This window comes from Streptomyces sp. SCSIO 30461, assembly GCF_037023745.1.
In the GTDB taxonomy this organism is placed as follows: domain Bacteria; phylum Actinomycetota; class Actinomycetes; order Streptomycetales; family Streptomycetaceae; genus Streptomyces.
Genome location: NZ_CP146101.1, coordinates 191,049 through 210,789, shown reverse-complemented (window position 1 = coordinate 210,789; position 19,741 = coordinate 191,049). Strand labels below are relative to the sequence as shown.

Annotated in this window: 13 protein-coding genes, 2 pseudogenes and 1 riboswitch; of the genes and pseudogenes, 7 read left to right on the top strand and 8 right to left on the bottom strand. The window is 68.9% G+C overall.

Annotated elements, in window-relative coordinates; translation table 11 throughout:
• The first annotated feature begins 132 nt into the window (after nucleotides 1-132).
• Nucleotides 133-1,482, top strand: a complete 1,350-nt coding sequence (locus V1460_RS00945; RefSeq protein ID WP_338671540.1) for an IS110 family transposase — start codon at nucleotides 133-135, stop codon at nucleotides 1,480-1,482.
• Nucleotides 1,483-1,569: 87 nt separating this feature from the next.
• Here the strand turns inward: V1460_RS00945 and V1460_RS00940 are convergent.
• A pseudogene (locus V1460_RS00940) lies at nucleotides 1,570-1,815 on the bottom strand (hypothetical protein); the annotation flags it as partial.
• A 170-nt stretch (nucleotides 1,816-1,985) separates the two neighbouring features.
• Between V1460_RS00940 and V1460_RS00935 the strand changes: the two are divergent.
• Complete coding sequence (locus V1460_RS00935) at nucleotides 1,986-2,840, top strand: Cof-type HAD-IIB family hydrolase (RefSeq protein WP_338671538.1); 855 nt, start codon at nucleotides 1,986-1,988, stop codon at nucleotides 2,838-2,840.
• 20 nt (nucleotides 2,841-2,860) lie between these two features.
• Here V1460_RS00935 and V1460_RS00930 read toward each other — a convergent pair whose 3' ends face one another.
• From V1460_RS00930 to hisC, 5 genes are all read right to left on the bottom strand, one after another.
• On the bottom strand, nucleotides 2,861-3,925 hold the full coding sequence (locus V1460_RS00930; protein ID WP_338671537.1) for a peptidoglycan DD-metalloendopeptidase family protein: 1,065 nt from the start codon (nucleotides 3,923-3,925) through the stop codon (nucleotides 2,861-2,863).
• Nucleotides 3,926-3,995: 70 nt separating this feature from the next.
• Nucleotides 3,996-7,595, bottom strand: a complete 3,600-nt coding sequence (gene cydD / locus V1460_RS00925; RefSeq protein ID WP_338671536.1) for a thiol reductant ABC exporter subunit CydD — start codon at nucleotides 7,593-7,595, stop codon at nucleotides 3,996-3,998.
• Nucleotides 7,596-7,645: 50 nt separating this feature from the next.
• Nucleotides 7,646-8,647 carry a cytochrome d ubiquinol oxidase subunit II gene (gene cydB, locus V1460_RS00920; protein WP_338671535.1) on the bottom strand — a complete coding sequence of 334 codons (1,002 nt, stop codon included), beginning with the start codon at nucleotides 8,645-8,647 and terminating at the stop codon, nucleotides 7,646-7,648.
• A gap of 46 nt (nucleotides 8,648-8,693) precedes the next feature.
• A complete protein-coding gene (locus V1460_RS00915) occupies nucleotides 8,694-10,205 on the bottom strand; it encodes a cytochrome ubiquinol oxidase subunit I (RefSeq protein ID WP_338671534.1) in 1,512 nt (503 codons plus the stop codon).
• Between the two features lie 257 nt (nucleotides 10,206-10,462).
• A complete protein-coding gene (gene hisC, locus V1460_RS00910) occupies nucleotides 10,463-11,548 on the bottom strand; it encodes a histidinol-phosphate transaminase (protein ID WP_338671533.1) in 1,086 nt (361 codons plus the stop codon).
• Between the two features lie 358 nt (nucleotides 11,549-11,906).
• On the opposite strand from hisC, the gene V1460_RS00905 reads away from it, so the two are divergent.
• The 4 genes and pseudogenes from V1460_RS00905 to V1460_RS00890 all read left to right on the top strand — a co-directional run.
• On the top strand, nucleotides 11,907-13,019 hold the full coding sequence (locus V1460_RS00905; RefSeq protein WP_338671532.1) for a LacI family DNA-binding transcriptional regulator: 1,113 nt from the start codon (nucleotides 11,907-11,909) through the stop codon (nucleotides 13,017-13,019).
• A 159-nt stretch (nucleotides 13,020-13,178) separates the two neighbouring features.
• Nucleotides 13,179-14,477, top strand: a complete 1,299-nt coding sequence (locus V1460_RS00900; RefSeq protein WP_407077584.1) for a metallophosphoesterase — start codon at nucleotides 13,179-13,181, stop codon at nucleotides 14,475-14,477.
• A 158-nt stretch (nucleotides 14,478-14,635) separates the two neighbouring features.
• Nucleotides 14,636-15,475, top strand: a complete 840-nt coding sequence (locus V1460_RS00895; RefSeq protein WP_338671530.1) for a hypothetical protein — start codon at nucleotides 14,636-14,638, stop codon at nucleotides 15,473-15,475.
• Nucleotides 15,476-15,510: 35 nt separating this feature from the next.
• Nucleotides 15,511-15,609 (top strand): annotated as a pseudogene (locus V1460_RS00890) (NUDIX domain-containing protein); the annotation flags it as partial.
• Between the two features lie 53 nt (nucleotides 15,610-15,662).
• Here the strand turns inward: V1460_RS00890 and thiC are convergent.
• A complete protein-coding gene (gene thiC / locus V1460_RS00885; protein ID WP_338671529.1) occupies nucleotides 15,663-17,459 on the bottom strand; it encodes a phosphomethylpyrimidine synthase ThiC in 1,797 nt (598 codons plus the stop codon).
• Nucleotides 17,453-17,567: riboswitch (TPP riboswitch) on the bottom strand. It overlaps the preceding gene by 7 nt.
• Nucleotides 17,568-17,638: 71 nt before the next feature.
• Between thiC and V1460_RS00880 the strand changes: the two genes are divergently transcribed.
• Nucleotides 17,639-19,006 carry a YibE/F family protein gene (locus V1460_RS00880; protein ID WP_407077377.1) on the top strand — a complete coding sequence of 456 codons (1,368 nt, stop codon included), beginning with the start codon at nucleotides 17,639-17,641 and terminating at the stop codon, nucleotides 19,004-19,006.
• 34 nt (nucleotides 19,007-19,040) lie between these two features.
• On the opposite strand, the gene V1460_RS00875 is transcribed toward V1460_RS00880, so the two are convergent.
• Nucleotides 19,041-19,475, bottom strand: a complete 435-nt coding sequence (locus tag V1460_RS00875; protein ID WP_338677841.1) for an SsgA family sporulation/cell division regulator — start codon at nucleotides 19,473-19,475, stop codon at nucleotides 19,041-19,043.
• Between the last annotated feature and the right edge of the window lie 266 nt (nucleotides 19,476-19,741).

Below are 19,741 nucleotides of genomic sequence, written 5' to 3'. Positions count from 1 at the left end.
TCTGGTGCAGGGGCCGCTGCGGGGCCTTGCCTTGTTGCCGTAGAGCACGCCGGTCAGATTTCGTCTTCCCCGTGGCCCCTTGGGGCGGGCGCCGCCTGTACGAACGGAACGAGGGGGAAGGGGCACGCGCCCGTGGCGGAGACGGATGCCGAGGAGAGCGAGCAGGGACCGGAGCTGGTGGAGCGGGTCGCGGCGATCGATATCGCCAAGGCATCCGGGATGGTGTGCACCCGGGTGCCGCACGAGGACAAGCCCGGCCGGAGAGTACAGCGTGTGTGGCACGTGGCCGCGACCAGCGGCGCCATCCTGGATCTCGCGGACCACCTGATATGCCAGGGCGTCACCCGGGTGGTCATGGAAGCGACCTCGACGTACTGGAAGCCGTTCTTCTTTCTCCTGGAGGCGCGGGGGCTTGAATGCTGGCTGGTCAACGCGCGTGACGTGAAGAACGTGCCTGGCCGCCCGAAGACCGACAGGCTCGATGCGGTGTGGCTGGCCAAGCTCGCCGAACGCGGCATGCTCAGAGCCTCGTTCGTGCCGCCAAAGCCGGTGCGGGAGCTGCGGGACCTGACCCGTTCCCGCGCGGTCCTCACCCACGAGCGCACCCGGCACAAGCAGCGCGCGGAGAAGCTCCTGGAGGACGCGCAGATCAAGCTGTCCTCGGTGATCTCCGACATCTTCGGCGTCTCCGGCCGCGCGATGCTCGAGGCGCTGATCGCGGGCGAACGCAGCCCCAGGGCCCTGGCCGACCTGGCACACGGCACCATCAAAGCCAGCCCCCAGGCCCTTCAAGAGGCACTGGCGGGCGGGTTCGAGGAACACCACGCGTTCATGCTGCGGATGCTGCTGGACACCGTCGACTACCTCACCATGCAGATCGACAAGCTCACCGCCCGCATCACCACCCGTCTCACCGAGCTGTCCACGACCCACGACGACAGGGACGGTGACAGGGACGACGACCGGCCCGGTCAGGGCATGCTGATGCCGCTGACCGACGTCGAGCGCCTGGACGAGATCCCCGGGGTGGGACCGGCCACCGCCCAGGTCATCCTCGCCGAGATCGGCACCGACATGAGCGTGTTCCCCACCGCCGACCACCTGGCCTCCTGGGCCCGCCTATCCCCACGCACCTTCCAGTCCGGCCCGAAGAACACCTCCGGACCCGCCGGCAAAGGCAACCCCTGGCTGCGCGGAGCACTCGGCGAAGCCGCCATCTCCGCCGCCCGCACCGACACCTTCCTCGGCGCCCGCTACCGCCGCATCGTCAAACGCCGAGGCCACCTCAAAGCACTGGTCGCCGTCGCCCGCTCCATCCTGGTCACGGTCTGGCACCTCCTGAACGACCCCACCGCCCGCTACCGCGACCTCGGCCCCGACTGGCACACCAAGAACCTCGATCCCGCCCGCAAGACCCGCGACCTCGTCCGCCAGCTCACCGCCCTCGGCCACGACGTCACCCTCACCCCGGCAGGCGCCTGACACACCACCGCACCGCCCCTCAACCCCGTCGGCACAGCCCCAGGGGCCACATCGCCATGCCCGTCGAACCCCCGAGTTTTCCGGTCAGACCGTGATAGGTGAACGAGGCTTGACTGAGGTCGCGGGTGTGCCCGGTCGCAACCGGCCGGTGGCCCTGACAGCGGCTGTGAACGTGGGCAGTGCGCCGAACCACGGCCCGTCCCGGAAGGTGCGCCACGACAGGTGGTCGTGCGTGTGGGCGGCACGGAACCCGAGTTCCTCGACCCGCCGCCACTTCTGGCGGCCTCCGTGGTGCCAGCGGTCGACGGGGAGAATCGCAGTGCTCAGACTCAGGTTCTCGGAGTCGAGCCTACGTCCCTCGCACAGACGTCCCGGCAGATGCCCTGTCCGTACCCGACTGGTGCCGATCACCCTGCCCGCGACAACCACTCTGAGTCTCCATGCGCGTACTCATATGTGCACCCTCCCGCACGCACGTGCGGGAGGTACGCGAGAATGCGCGTGTGACCTCAGCGAACGAGACCCAGCCGCTCCCCGCCGTAGTCCGGCTGATCGCCACCGACCTCGACGGCACCCTGCTGCGCGACGACAAGTCCGTTTCGGACCGGACCATCGCCGCGCTCGCGGCCGCCGAGAACGCCGGCATCGAGGTCTTCTTCGTCACCGGCCGCCCGGCCCGGTGGATGGGCGTCGTGAGCGACCATGTCCACGGTCATGGCCTGGCGATCTGCGCCAACGGCGCCGCGGTCGTGGATCTCCATGCCGGAGGAAGACTGATCGAGGCACGGCCGCTGGAGCGGGCGACCGCACTCAGGGTCGTCAGGGCCCTGCGTGACGCCGCACCGGGCACCACCTTCGCGGTCGAGCTGAGCACCGGCATCCACTACGAGCCGGACTACCCGCCCTTCCATCTCGACCCGGGCGCCACCGTCGCCACCGCCGAGAAGCTGCTCAGCGACGACGGCCCGGACTCCACCGCCCCGGTGCTCAAACTGCTGGCCCAGCATCCCGAACTGGCCCCGGACGGCTTCCTCGCTCTGGCGAGGGCAGCCGCAGGTCACATCGCCTCCTTCACCCGCTCCAGCCCCACGGCCCTGCTGGAGGTCAGCGGCAAGGGTGTCTCCAAGGCGTCCACGCTCGCGCTCTGCTGCGCCGAGCGCGGGATCTCGTCGGACCAGGTCGTGGCCTTCGGGGACATGCCCAACGATGTGGAGATGCTGACCTGGGCGGGCAGGTCGTACGCCATGGGCAACGCCCACCCGGAAGTCGTCGCCGCGGCGTCCGGGCGTACCGTCGCCAACAACGAGGACGGGGTCGCCGTGGTCATCGAGGAGATTCTCGCCGCACTCCAGGCCTGAGGCTCGGGGGAGCGGACCGCTCAGACGAAGACCCCGCGGTCCGCCAGCCACCCGACCGGGTCCACCCCCGACCCCAGATACGGGGTGACCCGCGTCTCGAAGTGCAAATGCGGGCCGGTCGAGTTCCCCGTGGTTCCCGACTGGGCGATCCACTGCCCGGCGTTCACCGACTCCCCCTGGTCCACAGTGACCGCGGCAAGATGGGCGTACTGCGTGTACCAGCCGTCCTCATGCTGGATGACGATCTCGATGCCGAAGCCCCCGCCGCAGGACACCGAGACCACCCGGCCGTTGCCGACGGCCCGCACCGGAGTACCGATGCTGACGGCGAAGTCCTGGCCGGTGTGCCGCTTCGCCCAGCGTTCACCCGCCTTGTCGAAACCGGCCGAGAGCGAGTAGTTGCGCACCGGCGCGACCCACTGGGAGCCGTCCGGCGACTCCGACTGGTCAAACCGCACCGCTCCCGCGCACTGACCGGCCGCGGCACTGCGGTTGGCCTTGTCCTGCAGCATCCACTGCGCCGCCTGCAGTTTGGTCTCGATCTTCTTCTTGATCTCGGCCAGGCGCGCGGCCTGCACCTCCAGAACCTCCAGTGCCTCCTGCGCCCTCTGCTCGGCTTCGGCGCTGCGGCGTTCGGCCTGTCTGGCGTCGTCCAGCAGCCGGTTCACCGCGAGCTCCATCCGCAGGGCCAGCTGCCAGCCCCGGATCATCTCCTCGGGATCGTCTGCGAGCAGCAGCTTCGCCGTGACCGCTAGGGACCCGCCACTGCGGTACTGGGCGCGCGCGACCATGCCGATCCTGTCGTGCAGCCGCCCAAGTTCACGGCGCGCCTGCCACAGCCGCTCCTCCAACTCCTCGGTGTGGGCCCGCTCGGCGTCGGCTTCGCGTCTGCCTTGCTCGTACGACGCCGCCGCCTCTGACGCCTCTTCATAGAGCCGTGCCACCTGTGCACTGACGGTGGGCCCGTCACTTGCCGAGGCCGGCGGCGCGGGCAGGAGGAGCACCAGACAGGCCAGCGTCACCAGTCCCTTTCCCCAGCCGAGTTCTGTCAGCAGTCGGCAGCGATCGCGGTGGTGGGAGCCCATTCACGGATCGTCACACCTCATTTGTCGGATGTGCGGCATTTAGCCGGTGTCGTCGCGCCAATCGGCCCGATCAGCGGTGCGGCACGGCAAGCGGCTCAGCGGCACGTTCCCGCTCCAGCATGCGCCGCAGCGGCCCTTCCACCACGGCCAGTTCGGCGTACGGACCACGCTGGACGGTCCTGCCGCCGTCCAACACCAGGACCTCGTCCACGGCATCGAGACCGTGCAGCCGATGGGTGATCAGCACGGTGGTACGCCCCTGCGTCGCCGCCAGCAGATCCGCTGTAAGGGCGTCCGCAGTGGCAAGGTCCAGGTGCTCGGCGGGTTCGTCGAGCAGCAGTACGGGGAAGTCGGCGAGCAGCGCACGGGCGAGGGCCAGGCGCTGGCGCTGGCCTCCCGAGAGCCGGGCGCCGTGCTCGCCCACCAGGGTGTCCAAGCCGTCCGGCAGGCTCTCGACCCAGTCCGACATCCGTGCGCCCGCAAGCGCGCTGCGCAGATCGGTCTCGGACGCGTCGGTACGGGCGAGCCGGAGGTTCTCCCTGATGGAGCTGTCGAAGATATGGGCGTCCTGGGCGCAGAGCCCGACGAGACGACGGATCGTGTCACCGTCCAGCGCGGCCGCATCCGCCCCCCCGAGGGTGTACGTCCCCTCCCTCACATCGAGGAAGCGCAGCAGCACCTGGGCGAGGGTGGTCTTGCCCGATCCCGAGACGCCGACGACGGCGACCCGCTTGCCCTCGGTGAGGCACAGCTCGAATCCGCTGAGGGCGTCACGCACCTGCCCCGGGTACCGCGCCGAGAGCCCGCGCACCTGGAGCGGAAAGGCCGATCGGGGCGCGGGGTCCGGATCCACCGGCTCCCGGACGGGCACCGGGGCGTCGAGCACCTCGAAGACCCGCTCCGCGCTGCGCACCGCCCGCTGCCGATAGCGCACGGCGAGCGGCAGCCCACTGACCGCTTCGAACGCGGCGAGCGGTGTCAGCACGACCACGGCCAGCTCCACGCCCTCGATCCGGCCCGCCTGTACGGCCGACACACCCGCATACGCGGCGAGCACGACGGTCAGCCCGCAGACCAGGGCGGACAGCGCGCCCCCGAGCGCGGACGCCGAAGCGGTGCGCGCCTCGATCCGGGCCAGTCGTGCGTCGGCCTCGCGCACCGCGCCCACCCTGCGGCCGAGCGCTCCGGCCACGGTCAGCTCGGCAGTGCCTCGGAGCAGTTCCACGATCCGGGTGGCGAGCACACCTCGCGCGGGGGCAACGGCGCGTTCGGCCCGCCGCGCCCACGCCGCTCCGGCCATCGGCACGGCGATTCCGGCGACCAGCAGCCCCACCGCCAGTACGGCCCCGGCCTCGGGCAGCAGCCAGGCCGTGAAGCCGACGGACAGAGCACCGACGATGCCGGCCGCTCCCACGGGCAGCAGCCAACGCAGCCAGTAGTCCTGGAGCGCATCCACATCGGCCACGAGCCGGGACAGCACATCGCCGCGCCGTGTCCGCAGCAGCCCTGCGGGGGTGATGCGCTCCAGCCGCCGGTAGACGCCGACCCTCAGCTCGGCGAGCATCGACAGCACGGCGTCATGGGACACCAGCCGCTCGGTGTAGCGGAACACGGCACGACCGATCCCGAAGGCGCGTGTGGCCGTCACCGCCACCATCAGATAGAGCACCGGCGGCTGTTCGGACGCTCGCGAGATCAGCCATCCGGAGACCGCCATCAGGCCCACGGCGGACCCGAGCGCCAGGCTTCCCAGCAGCAGCGCCAGCCCAAGCCGCCCGCGCAAACCTCCGGCCGTCGCACGCACCCGGCCCAGCGGCCCGCCCGAAGTGGTGGCCTTGGACAGCACGTCCATGGAGGACACCGGCTCGGCGTGATCCAGCTCGGCGTGATCCGGCTCGGCATCGTCCCGCGCGGCATCCTCATGGCCGGTATCCGGGCTCGTCTCCGGGTCGTCCGCCCCGTGAACCACCCGTGTACCGCTGATGTCCGAGGTGTCCGTACCGTCGCACGGGGCCGCACCCGGGCTCAGCTCGACCACCCGGTCAGCCACCGCCAGCAGGGCTGGCCGGTGCACGACCAGCAGCACGGTGCGCCCTGCGGACAGCCGCCTTACCGCCGCCACGACGCCCGCCTCCGTCTCACCGTCCAGCGCGGCGGTCGGCTCGTCCAGCAGCAGCAGCGGGCGGTCGGCCAGAAACGCGCGGGCGAGCGCGAGCCGCTGCCGCTGCCCGGCGGACAGGCCGGAGCCGTCCTCCCCCAGCACGGTCTGCGCTCCGTCCGGGAGCCCGGCCACGAAGTCCTGGGCCCCGGCGTCCCGCAGCGCCGCCGCGATCTGCGCGTCACTGGCATCCGGGCGGGCGAGCCGTATGTTCTCGGCGATCGTTCCGGCGAAGAGATGTGGCCGTTGCGGCACCCAGGCGATGCGCTCGCGCCATGCGTCGAGGTCCACGCCCGACAGGTCCACCGCCGCAGCATCGGCCGCCCCGACCCGTACTGCACCCTCGTCCGGGCGGATGAAACCCAGCACCACGTCAAGCAGGGTCGACTTCCCCGCCCCGCTCGGTCCGACCAACGCGACGGTCTCACCGTTCCGTACGGTCAGCGAGGCACCGTCGAGTGCGGGCACCGGGCGCCCCGCGTGCCGTACGGTCACCGAGTCCAGCTCCAGCCGGATCCCGCCGGAGCCCGGCAGTACGCCGGTACCGGCAGCGGGTACCGGCGTCTCCAGTACCTCGAAGATCTCCTCGGCGGCCGACAGGCCCTCCGCCACGGCGTGGTACTGCGCCCCGACCTGCCGGATCGGCAGATAGGCCTCAGGTGCGAGGATCAGCACCACCAGACCGGTGTAGAGGTCGAGTTCGCCGTGCACGAGGCGCATACCGATACCCACGGCCACGAGCGCCACCGAGAGCGTCGACAGCAACTCCAGCGCGAACGACGACAGAAACGCGATACGCAGTGTCCGCAGCGTCGCCCGCCGGTACTGACCGGTGATCGTCCGGATCGACTCGGCCTGCGCCTGCGCCCGCCCGAACACCTTCAGAGTCGGAAGCCCCGTGACCACGTCCAGGAAGTGCCCGGACAGCCGGGACAGCAGTGCCCACTGGCGCTTCATCCGCGCTTCGGTGGCCCAGCCGATCAGCACCATGAAGACGGGGATCAGCGGCAGCGTCCCCACGATGATCGCCGCCGACACCCAGTCCTCGGTGATGATCCGGGCCAGGACCGCCACGGGCACGACCACCGCGAGCCCCAGCTGCGGCAGATAGCGGGCGAAGTAGTCGTCGAGAGCGTCGAGCCCGCGCGTCGCCAGGGCCACCAGGGAGCCCGTGCGCTGCTGGTTCAACCAACCCGGACCCAGCCGTGCCGCCCGCTCCAGCAGCCGCATCCGCAGTTCGCTCTTGACCGCCGCACTCGCCTGATGCGCCGCGAGCTCCGTCAACCAGCTCACCAGCGCCCGTCCGGCCGTGACGGCGACCAGCAGGCCCAGCGGCAGCCCCAGCGCGGCGGTATCCAGCCCCCGCTGGAACGCCCCCACAACCACCTCGGCGATCAGCATCGCCTGGGCGACGACCAGCGCCGCTCCGACCGCGCCCAGCACCACCACCGCCACGATGAAGCGGCGGGTGGCGCGAGCGTACCGAAGCAGGCGCGGGTCGATGGGTTTCACGTGAAACATCCCTCGCTCGATGCGATGCGGTCCGGACCGGGGCGGCGGGCTCAGTGCGGGTCGGCGATGTGCTGCGTGCCGATCCGCTTGCGGAACACCCAGTACGTCCAGCCCTGGTAGACCATGACCAGCGGGGTGGCAATCACCGCGCACCACGTCATGATCTTCAACGTGTAGGGGCTGGAAGAGGCGTTGGTCACCGTCAGGCTCCATGCCTCGTTGAGCGAGGACGGCATCACGTTCGGGAAGAGCGTCAGGAAGAGCATCGCCACCGAGGCCGCGATCGTGACTCCCGACAGCGCGAACGACCAGCCCTCACGACCCATCCGGATCGCCCCGATCGCCCCGAGCAGCGCGACCACAGCCACCAGCATCGCGACCAGACTGGAGCCGTCCCCCTTGTCCGCCTGCGTCCAGCTCAGGAAGCCGACCGCAAGCACCGCCGTGACCAGTCCGAGCTTCAGCGCGAGGCCGCGCGCCCGCGGCCGGATGTCCCCCACGGTCTTGAGCGCGGCGAACACCGCCCCGTGGAACGTGAACAGGGACAGCGTGACCAGGCCGCCGAGCAGCGCGTAAGGGTTGAGCAGATCGCCGAGGGTGCCGACGTACTCCATCTCCGCGTCGATCTTGACCCCGCGCACGATGTTGCCGAAGGCCACGCCCCACAGCACGGCGGGGACCAGCGAGGTCCAGAAGATGGCGTGCTCCCAGTTGCGCTGCCAGCGCTCCTCCGGCCGCTTCACCCGGTACTCGAAGGCGACGCCGCGCACGATCAACGACACCAGGATGACCAGCAGCGGCAGATAGAAGCCCGAGAAGAGCGTGGCGTACCAGTCGGGGAAGGCGGCGAAGGTGGCGCCCCCGGCCGCCAGCAGCCACACCTCGTTTCCGTCCCAGACGGGTCCGATCGTGTTGATGAGCACGCGCTTCTCGGCCCGGTCGCGGGCGAGCAGCTTCGTCAGGATGCCGACCCCGAAGTCGAAACCCTCAAGGAAGAAGTAGCCGGTCCACAGGACGGCGATGACGACGAACCAGACGTCGTGGAGTTCCATGTGTCAGCTCCCAGCCCCAGTCTCGATCTCAGTCTCAGACGCGGGTTCAGTACGAGAAGGCCATCGGGCGGTCGGGGTCGCGGTCATGGCCGCCGATCTTGGTGGGCGGGCTGAGGTCCGCCTCGGTGAGCTCGGGAGGCCCGGCCTTGACGTACTTCACCAGCAGCCGGACCTCGATCACGGCGAGTACCGCGTACAGCGCGGTGAAGACGATCATCGAGGTGAGGACCTCGGCCTGGGACACCCCGGGGGAGACCGCGTCACGGGTGCGCAGCACGCCGTACACCACCCAGGGCTGGCGGCCCATCTCGGTGAAGATCCACCCCCAGGAGTTGGCGATCAACGGGAATCCGAGTGTCCAGACCGCCGCGAACCAGTAGAGCCCGCTGAGCCTCGCGCCGAGCGGTTTCCTGAAGAGCACCAGATGCGGCACCTCGTCCTCACCCACCCGCAGCGCCGCCGGAAGCAGGAACTTCTTGCGGGTCAGCCAGAGCCCGATGAGGCCCAGGGTGAGCGAGGTCATGCCGAACCCGATCATCCAGCGGAAGGCCCAGTAGGTGACGGGGATGTTGGGCCGGTAGTCGCCGGGCCCGTACTTTTCCTGCTCCGCCTTGTTGGTGTCGTTGATCCCCGGCACGTAGGAGGTGAAGTCGTCGTTGGCGAGGAAGGACAGCAGGCCGGGTATCTCGATGGCGACCTTGTTGTGGCCCTCGTCCACATCGCCGTACGCGAAGACTGAGAACGGCGCCGGCTGCTCCCCGTCCCACAGCGCCTCGGCCGCGGCCATCTTCATCGGCTGCTGCTTGAACATCACCTTGCCGAGGAGGTCACCACTGAGTGCGGTGAGCAGGCCCGCGATGGCGAGGGTGATCAGACCGAGCCGCAGCGAGGTCTTCATCACCGGAATGTGCTTCTTGCGCCTGAGGTGGAAGGCCGCGATGCCGACCATGAACGCGCCACCGGTCAGGAACGCCGCGGTCAGGGTGTGGAAGGCCTGGGTGAGCGCGGTGTTCTGGGTCAGGACCAGCCAGAAGTCGGTGAGCTCCGCCCGCCCGTTCTCCTTGTTGATCCGATAGCCGACAGGGTGCTGCATCCAGGAGTTGGCGGCCAGGATGAAGTACGCCGAGAGAACGGTGCCGATCGACACCATCCATATGCAGCCGAGATGGATCTTCTTGGGCAGCTTGTCCCAGCCGAAGATCCACAGTCCGATGAAGGTCGACTCGAAGAAGAAGGCGATCAGGGCTTCGAAGGCGAGCGGGGCACCGAAGACATCTCCGACGAAGCGCGAGTAGTCGGACCAGTTCATACCGAACTGGAACTCCTGCACGATGCCGGTGACCACGCCCATCGCGATGTTGATCAGGAAAAGCTTGCCCCAGAACTTCGTCGCCTTGAGGTACTTCTCCTTCTGCGTCCGCACCCAGGCGGTCTGGAGGCCTGCCGTCAGAGCGGCCAGGGAGATCGTCAGCGGTACGAAGAGGAAGTGATAGACGGTGGTGATGCCGAACTGCCAGCGCGCCAGGGTCTCCGGCGCCAGAGCCAGGACTGGGTCCACATCGTCCTCCTTGCGGGCGAGCTTGCGAACGAGCTTGTGAACGCGTTCACATTCACAAGCATTATGCCCCACCTCAAAACCGCACTGGTGGGCGGGTCCCCTGCCTGAGGGTGATCAGCTACCCGGCACAACCAGGGACCGGGCGGCGCAGAGGAACCGGAAAACCCCGGGTGGAACGCCGAGGACCCTGGTGAGCAGTGGCTCACCAGGGTCCTCGGCGGTGCCGATTTCCGCGCTCGGCGTCGGTCCGAGCCCGACTACATCTCCGCGCGGAAGGCCTCCGCCGTGTGCAGGAACACATCATTCGCCTCGCACTCGCCGACGGTGACGCGCACGCCCTCCCCGGGGAACGGCCGCACGATGACCCCGGCACCCTCACATGCCGTCGCGAAGTCGACCGTACGCTCGCCGAGCCGCAGCCAGACGAAGTTCGCCTGGGTCGGCGGCACGGTCCAGCCCTGCTTCAGCAGGCCCTCGTAGACCCGGTTGCGCTCGGACACCAACGACCCCACCCGCCCCAGCAGTTCGTCCTCGGCCCGCAGCGACGCGACCGCCGCGTCCTGCGCGAGCTGGCTCACCCCGAAGGGCACCGCCGTCTTGCGCAGGGCGGCAGCCACCGGCTCGTGCGCGACGGCGAAGCCGACCCGCAGCCCCGCGAGGCCGTACGCCTTGGAGAAGGTGCGCAGCACGGCGACATTGGGGCGGCTCCGGTAGAGCTCAAGGCCGTCTGGCACGTCCGTGTCCCTGATGAACTCGCGGTACGCCTCGTCCAGGACCACCAGCACATCGGACGGCACCCGATCCAGGAAGCGCTCCAGTTCCTCCCGGTGCACCACCGTGCCGGTGGGGTTGTTCGGGTTGCAGACGAAGATCAGCCGCGTGCGATCGTTCACCGCATCCGCCATCGCGTCCAGGTCGTGCACATCGCCCGCGGTGAGCGGGACCTGGATCGGTGTGGCACCGCTGATCCGAGTGATGATCGGGTAGGCCTCGAAGGACCGCCACGCGTACATGACCTCGTCACCCGGGCCCGCGGTGGCCTGGATCAGCTGCTGGGCGACGCCGACCGAGCCGGTGCCGGTCGCGAGATGCGACAGCGGCACGCCGAAGCGGTCCGAGAGCTCGTTCATCAGCCCGGTGCAGGCCATGTCCGGGTAGCGGTTGAAGGCCGAAGCGGCGGCGACCGCCGACTCCATCACACCGGGCAGGGGCGGATACGGGTTCTCGTTGGAGGACAGCTTGAAGGCGGTGGGCCCGTCGGCGCCGGCAGCGGCGGGCTTTCCCGGCTTGTAGGTGGGGATGCCGTCCAGCTCGGCGCGCAGCTTGGGGCTTGTCTCGCTCACCGCAGGTCCTCCTCGACCGTCATACACGCGTTCACTCGCCAATACTGCTCACCATATGAGGATTCCCGGCCCCTGTGCATGGGGGGGGAGGCCTGGGAAGGGGGCGCTTTTCAGCGACTGCACGCCGGTAGCTCACTCCGTGGCGCGCATCACCCGTAGTAGTGACTTGAGACCTCTTCGATACATCGCACCATCGACAGGCACCTCCCCCACGCAACCCGTAAGCCATCCCTGAAGCCCGTCAACTTCCTGTTTTTCAAAGGCATTTATGCCCGCGACACCATGCAGAATCGTGCCTGTCAACGGCTGCATATGCGGCCGGACCAACCGCTCGTCATCGCCCTACTATCGGCTCGCCATGACAGCAGCAGGGAAGCACCAGGTAAGCCGGACAGAGACAGCGCGCCGGGGCCGCCGGCAGGGCAGGGCGGGCATCCGGGACGTGGCCGCCGCGGCCGGTGTCTCCATCACGACGGTCTCCGACGCGCTCAACGGCAAGGGCAGACTTCCGGACGCCACCCGCCGCCATGTACGCGAGGTCGCCGACCGGCTGGGCTACCGTCCGTCGGCCGCCGCCCGGACCCTCCGTACCGGCAAGTCGGGCCTCATCGGTCTGACAGTGACCACCTACGGGGATGAACCTTTCACCTTCACCGAGTTCGCGTACTTCGCCGAGATGGCGAGGGCAGCGACCTCCGCGGCCCTCGCCCGCGGCTACGCCCTCGTCATCCTCCCCGCCACCTCCCGCCATGACGTCTGGTCCAATGTCGCCCTCGACGGCACCGTCGTGATCGACCCCTCCGACCACGACCCGGTGGTCACCGAACTGGTCCGCCAGGGTCTGCCCGTGGTCTCCGACGGCCGTCCGGCGGGCACCCTGCCCGTGACCGCCTGGGTCGACAACGATCACGAAGCCGCCGTACTCGATCTGCTGGACCACCTCGCGGCGGCCGGCGCACGCCGGATCGGCCTGCTCACCGGCACCAGCACGGACACCTACACCCGCCTGTCCACCACCGCGTACCTCGACTGGTGCGAGCGGGTCGGCCAGGACCCGGTATACGAGTCCTATCCGGCGCACGACCCCTGTGCGGGCGCCGTCGCCGCCGACCGACTGCTCGCCCGCCCCGACCGCCCCGACGCGGTGTACGGGCTCTTCGACCCCAACGGCACGGACCTGCTGGCCGCCGCCCGACGCTACGGCCTGCGCGTACCCGACGACCTGCTGCTGGTGTGCTGCAGCGAGTCGATGGTGTACGCCAACACCGAACCCCCCATCACCACGCTCTCGCTCAAGCCCCGGCGTATCGGCACGGCCGTCGTGCAACTGCTCATCGACGCCATCGAGGGTGTCGACGGCGGGGGACCGATCGAGCAGGTGATACCGACGGAGCTGATCGTCCGTACGTCCTCACAGCGCCGTTCGCCCCGGACCACCATCAGCCCGCCACGCTCGCCGTCCCAGGACTGAGAGCCCCCAAATCCGGGCGAAACGGTCTGTGAATTCGGGGTGTACCCGGATTCAGCACCCCTGGTGCATCACACAACACGGGCCGCATTCCTATGATGGGCGCACGACACCGCGGAGCTCCCCGACCAGGACGGTCCGACGGTGTACGGCGGCGCGACGGTGGTGGAGGGGTCGATGACTCAGGGGGCCGGTCAGGGACCCGTGGTGCGGACGGACACGGTGCGCGACTTTCGGGTGCCTCCGTACGCACAGGTCCCGGTGCAGTCGCAGGTCCCCCTGCCCGACGGGATGCCCGAGCGTCCGGAACAGGAGCCCGTGCATCCCGAACCGGTGCCCGCGCACACCGAGCCGCTGCCGGAGTCGTCCGCCGAGCAGTCGACCGCGGAGGGCATGGGCGCTCCCGCGGTCCCCAGTGACCCCCGCACTGCCCCTGCCCCTGCCCCTGCCCCTGCCCCTGCCCCTGCCCCTGCCCAGCCTCCCGTCCACCCGGGCAACGCTCTGCCGGGCGACGAACTCCCTGAGGGCTACACCCCCACCGAGCGCGACCTGCCCGTCATCAGCCGCCGCGGGGACACCGTGCAGGTGGAACTCGCTGCCGCCGAGGCACCACAGCAGGCACCCGACGGCCTCGGCCCCCTGTACGTCGTCGGCGATGTCCACGGGTACCTGGACGAACTCGTCGCCGCGCTCACCGAGCAGGGCCTGATCGACTCCGACGGCAACTGGGCCGCCGGCAACACCCGGCTGTGGTTCCTCGGCGACTTCACCGACCGCGGTCCCGACGGGATCGGCGTGATCGACCTCGTCATGCGGCTCTCCGCGGAAGCCGCGGCGGCAGGCGGCTACTGCAAGGCCCTGATGGGCAACCACGAACTCCTGTTGATCGGCGCCAAACGCTTCAGCGACACCCCGGTCAACTCCGGCGCCGGAACCGCCACCTTCCAGGCCGCCTGGCTCCTCAACGGAGGCCAGAAGAACGACATGGACCGGCTCCAGGACGTCCACCTCCAGTGGATGTCCCGGCTGGACGCGGTGGCCGAGGAGGACGGTCATCTGCTGCTGCACTCCGACACGACCGCGTACCTGGAGTACGGCACCACCATCGAGGAGGTCAACGACACCGTCCACGAGATCCTGACCCGAAACGACGCGGACGAGTGCTGGGACCTGTTCCGCAAGTTCACCAAGCGCTTCTCCTTCCGTGACGACGAGGAGGGACCGGAAGCGGTGCGCGAACTGCTCGCCGCATACGGCGGCACACGTGTCGTGCACGGCCACAGCCCGATCCCCTATCTCCTCGGGCAGGTCGGGACCGAGGACGCCGCCGACGGCGAGGAAAGCTCAGGGCCGGTGGTCGACGGTCCGCATGTGTACGCGAGCGGGCTGGCGATCGCCATGGACGGCGGAGTGACCATGGCCGGAAAACTGCTGGTGGTCCGGCTTCCACTCGCCGACTGAGGAAATTTCACGGCGATACGACATCAGCGATTTCCGGAAACCCCCTGTCACCCCGTGCCGTGACCGCTCTACCATCGGCTTATCCGTAGCAGGCTCTCCTCCGTTTCCGCCCAACCGCCCACCCAAGCGGGCGATACGGCCCTACGGAGCATCGGGGGATGCAGATGAAAAGCGCTCCGCACCTGCTGTCCGAGGATCGCGCCGCGTACGAGCGGATCCTCGATGACGTGCTGCGCCAGGCACACGACCGCCCGGATCTCGCCGCGGTCGGTGAACGGCTCAACACCGAACAGCTGCGCACCATGGCGCTCGGCGCCACCGCACTGATAACCAGCGCGGCCGCCGCCGAGTACGAACACTTCGTCAAGGTCCGCGAAGAACTGCGCTCTTCCCACGCGCCTTCATCCGCCGACGGCAGCACGATCGACCTCGCTTCGTCCGACCTGTCGGAACCCGGCTCAGGCGCCGGCCTCGGCGCGGTGCTCACCGTGCTGGCACCCGTACTGGCCGGTACCACCGCGGTGATCCTGCTCTTCGTGGGCTATGTGCTGAAGGCCCTCAAGCCCGAACCGTCCTTCGCCCGGACCTTGCTGGCAGCAGGCTGGTTCTTCGGGGCGCTCACAGCGGTGAGCCTACTCGCGGCGGTGATAGGGCTGCTGATCACCGCACTGCGCAACAGCGCGACGGAGGTTCCCGCCGACGAGACAAGCGGCGTGGTCCCGGAGGAGGTGGCGGAGGTCGCCCGGGCCCGCGAAGCCTGGCGCCACGCGCTACTGGAACGAGGCGTCATCCCGTTCCTCCGCTCCGCACTGGCCGACCCGAGCGCAGGTGTTTCGTCCGGCACACCCCGTCCGCTCAACCGCATCCCGAAGGTCGGCTACAGCGGCCCCGACTTCACCAGCCCCAGCGAGGGTTCATCGGGCTCGTCCCGTCCGGCCTTCACCAGCCCGGACTTCACCAGCCCGGACTTCGGACCGCCGGAACACCAGCCGGACTAGGGAAGAACGACCCGAACGCACCCAAGCCGAACAGCATGGTCGTCGCAGCTTCGGCTGTCGTCACCGACGAACAGGGGCGCATCCTGCTCCAGCGTCGACGCGACAACGATCTGTGCGCCCTTCCCGGCGGGGGCAAGGCGGACCGACGACTCCCCGGAATATCGTCGGTCAGCCTCGTTTGCGCAGGTCAGTCAGCCAGCGGAAGATAGACGCGGTTACCGGAAGCCGCGAACTCCTTTGACTTCTCCAGCATCCCGGCCTCGATCTCCTCCGGTGTAGCCTCCGAGTCGCCGCCGAACTGCTCTGTGATGCTTCTGCTGATCTTCATCGAGCAGAACTTCGGCCCACACATCGAGCAGAAGTGCGCGGTCTTCGCCGGTTCCGCGGGCAGTGTCTCGTCATGGAACTCCCGCGCCGTGTCCGGGTCCAGAGCCAGATTGAACTGGTCCTCCCAGCGGAACTCGAAGCGGGCGTCCGACAGAGCGTCGTCCCACTCCTGGGCACCCGGGTGGCCCTTGGCGAGGTCGGCGGCATGGGCGGCGATCTTGTAGGTGATGACGCCGGTCTTGACGTCGTCCCGGTTCGGCAGGCCCAGATGCTCCTTGGGCGTGACGTAGCAGAGCATCGCCGTGCCCCACCAGGCGATCATTGCGGCGCCGATGCCCGAGGTGATGTGGTCGTAGGCGGGCGCCACATCCGTCGTCAGGGGGCCCAGGGTGTAGAACGGCGCTTCCTCGCAGATCTCCTGCTGGAGGTCGATGTTCTCCTTGATCTTGTGCATCGGGACGTGCCCCGGCCCCTCGATCATGGTCTGCACGTTGTGCCGCTTGGCGATCCGGTTGAGCTCGCCCAGCGTCCTCAACTCGGCGAACTGCGCCTCGTCGTTGGCGTCCGCGATCGAGCCAGGCCGCAGTCCGTCGCCGAGCGAGTACGTCACGTCGTACGCGGCGAGGATCTCGCAGAGCTCATCGAAGTTCTCGTACAGGAACGACTCCTTGTGGTGCGCGAGGCACCAGGCCGCCATGATCGAGCCGCCGCGCGAGACGATTCCGGTCTTGCGGCGCGCGGTCAGCGGCACATACCGCAGCAGCACTCCGGCGTGGACCGTCATGTAGTCGACGCCTTGCTCGGCCTGCTCGATGACGGTGTCCTTGTAGATCTCCCAGGTCAGCTCCTCTGCCCTGCCGTCGACCTTCTCCAGGGCCTGGTAGAGCGGCACGGTGCCGATCGGCACGGGGGAGTTGCGCAGCACCCACTCGCGGGTGGTGTGGATGTTGCGGCCGGTGGAGAGGTCCATGACCGTGTCCGCGCCCCAGCGGGTCGCCCAGGTCATCTTCTCCACCTCCTCTTCGATGGAGGAGGTCACGGCGGAGTTGCCGATGTTGGCGTTGACCTTCACCAGGAACCGCTTGCCGATGATCATCGGCTCGATCTCGGGGTGGTTGACGTTCGCCGGGAGCACGGCGCGCCCGGCGGCGATCTCCTCGCGTACGACCTCGGGGGAGACGTTCTCCCGGATGGCCACGTACTCCATCTCCGGGGTGATCTCACCGCGGCGGGCGTACGCGAGCTGGGTCACCGCCTGTCCGCCGCGGCCGCGGCGGGGCTGGCGCGGGCGGCCCGGGAAGACCGCGTCAAGGTTGCGCAGCCCGCCGCGCGGCGAGGTGTGCTTGATCCCGTCGTCCTCCGGGCGGACGGGGCGGCCGGCGTACTCCTCGGTGTCTCCGCGGGCGATGATCCAGTTCTCGCGCAGCGGTGACAGCCCGCGGCGGACATCGGTGTCGGTGTGCGGATCGGTATACGGTCCGGACGTGTCGTACAGGGTCACGTCCTTGCCATTGGTGAGGTGCACCTGACGGACCGGCACGCGGATGTCGGGGCGTGAGCCCTCGATGTATCCCTTGTGCCAGCCGATGGACTTCCCGCCCTCGTTCTCACCCTCGTTCGGGCCGGAGGGGGGCATGCGTGTGTCCTGAACGGTCATCGTGACCTACTCCCTACGCCGGCATTACCCGGTAACAGGTTCGGCGGTCGGCGCAGCTGGTCTCAGCGCCCTCTCAGCCCGGTGCTCCGAGCTCCCGCGTGTGCAAAGGTGTCACCACGCTAGCGCCCCGTCTGGCGTGCTGAACAGTGGGCCCCCTCCGGGGTTGGGATGATCTGGCGGTGACTTCCTCGCCGCAGCCCCATGGACCCGACCACGAGCCGGATGGCGCCCACGGCCCCGGGCACACTCCCGTGCCCGTCCACGCACACAGCCACGGGCACGGACCGGCCGCGCCCGTGTCGCGTCATCTGCGACGGATCATCGCCGCGGTGGTGATCCCCTTCGCCGCCGCCGTGGCGGTGGGTCTGGTGGTGCTGTGGCCGGGCGGTGCGCCGGACCACGAACGCACCGGTGTCGGCTTCGACCGACAGACCGAGCAGGGGCGGGTGGTGCGGGTCGAACGGGTCGACTGCGCCGACGTGAACGCCGGACAGGTGCCGCCTACCGGGGACACCACCACCCCTGAGGGGCGCGCCGATCCAGACTCGCAGCAGGATGCGTGTGGAAAGGCCACCGTCGAGGTCACCACCGGTAAGGACAAGGGGCGTACGTTCGTCGAGATCGTGCAGCCTGACTCCTCACGGCAACTTCAGGCAGACCAGGGTGTGGTGGTGGCCTACGCCCCCGACGCGCCCCGCGAGCTCCAGTACTCGGTCACCGATGTGGACCGGGAGCTGCCGATGGCGCTGCTCGCCGGACTCTTCGCGCTCGCCGTGGTCCTGGTGGGGCGGATGCGCGGGGTGATGGCACTGATCGCGCTGGCCGTGAGTTTCGCTGTGCTCACCCTCTTCATCCTGCCCGCGATTCTGCAGGGCTCGAATCCGCTGGCGGTGGCGGTGGTCGGGGCGAGCGCAATCATGCTGATCGCGCTGTACATGTGCCATGGGGTCTCAGCCCGCACCTCGGTAGCGGTGCTGGGAACCCTCATCTCGCTGCTGCTGATCGGGCTGCTGGGTTCGCTGTTCATCGGCTGGGCGGTGCTGGGCGGGAACACGGACGACAACACCGGTCTGATCCACGGTCTCTTCCCGGAGATCGACATGTCCGGTCTGCTGCTCGCCGGCGTGCTCATCGGTTCGCTGGGTGTGCTGGACGATGTGACGGTGACCCAGACCTCGGCCGTGTGGGAACTGCACCAGGCCGATCCCACGATGGGTCCGCGCAAGCTGTACCAGTCAGCGATCAGGATCGGCCGGGACCATATCGCGTCAGTGGTCAACACCCTCGTACTCGCTTACGCGGGCGCGTCATTGCCCTTGCTGCTGCTGTTCTCCATCGCGCAGTCCAGCGTAGGCACGGTCGCCACCAGCGAGTTGGTGGCCGAGGAGATCGTGCGGACGCTGGTGGGCTCGATCGGACTCGTCGCATCGGTCCCGCTGACGACCGCGCTGGCTGCCCTGGTGGTCTCCGCCGACCGCCCGGGCACCACTACTGCCGGTGCGGCAGCACCGGCTCGCGGCGGCAAGGGCCGTCGGCGCCGTAAGTGAGCAGCACGGGCACGCGGATCCCCACCGGAAGTCCTCAACCGGCGTTCTCCTCCGCGAGGATGCGCCCGAGTGTCTCCTCCAGATGCTCCTCGAAGTCGCCGAGTGTGCGCTCCTGGCCGAGTGGCACGAGCTTGTCCGTGCGATCGAGGAACGCGACGAGGGGAGCGGCGCTCACCCGGAACAGCGCCCTCTCGGTTCCGACTTGGAGCCGGATGGCGACCTCGGAGCCCGCCTCCGAGCCGGTCGGCGCGATGCGCACATCGCCCTCTCCACTGGGTGCGCCCATGCCGTCCAAGAGCAGCTCGCGGGCGAAGGCCCAGGTTACGGGGGCATCGCCGGGCAAATGGAAGGTCATCCGAACCGCATACGGATCCTCCGTGTCATATCGGAGTTCCACCGGGATCCGAAAGGACAGCTCCTCGGAGACCAAGAAGCTCATCAGGACCTCGGCCCGAACAGACTCGCGCATCAGTACCCCGCAGTAGATGAAACGGCCAAGGAACGCCTTGCACTGGCCCTCTTGCCCGACATGGTGCTGCACATGCCCGGAGATCACAAGGAGTGATTTTTCAGATACTGACAGAGAGCGCCCATCAAGCGGGATGCCGCGTGCATATTCCATTTGCGCCCATCAGGGCGTGGCCACCAGGAAGGCCGAGATAGGCATGGTGAGAAGCGGCATTCCCGCCCACCAGGACCCTCGCCCGGCCGGATGGATTCATGTCCACCTTCCCC

Coding starts and splice junctions, on each gene's coding strand:
- V1460_RS00875 (WP_338677841.1), bottom strand. CDS start 19,475: ATGCGCGAGTCTGTTCGGGCCGAGGTCCTGATGAGCTTCTTGGTCTCC.
- cydB (WP_338671535.1), bottom strand. CDS start 8,647: ATGGAACTCCACGACGTCTGGTTCGTCGTCATCGCCGTCCTGTGGACC.
- V1460_RS00905 (WP_338671532.1), top strand. CDS start 11,907: ATGACAGCAGCAGGGAAGCACCAGGTAAGCCGGACAGAGACAGCGCGC.
- V1460_RS00930 (WP_338671537.1), bottom strand. CDS start 3,925: ATGGGCTCCCACCACCGCGATCGCTGCCGACTGCTGACAGAACTCGGC.
- thiC (WP_338671529.1), bottom strand. CDS start 17,459: ATGACCGTTCAGGACACACGCATGCCCCCCTCCGGCCCGAACGAGGGT.
- V1460_RS00895 (WP_338671530.1), top strand. CDS start 14,636: ATGCAGATGAAAAGCGCTCCGCACCTGCTGTCCGAGGATCGCGCCGCG.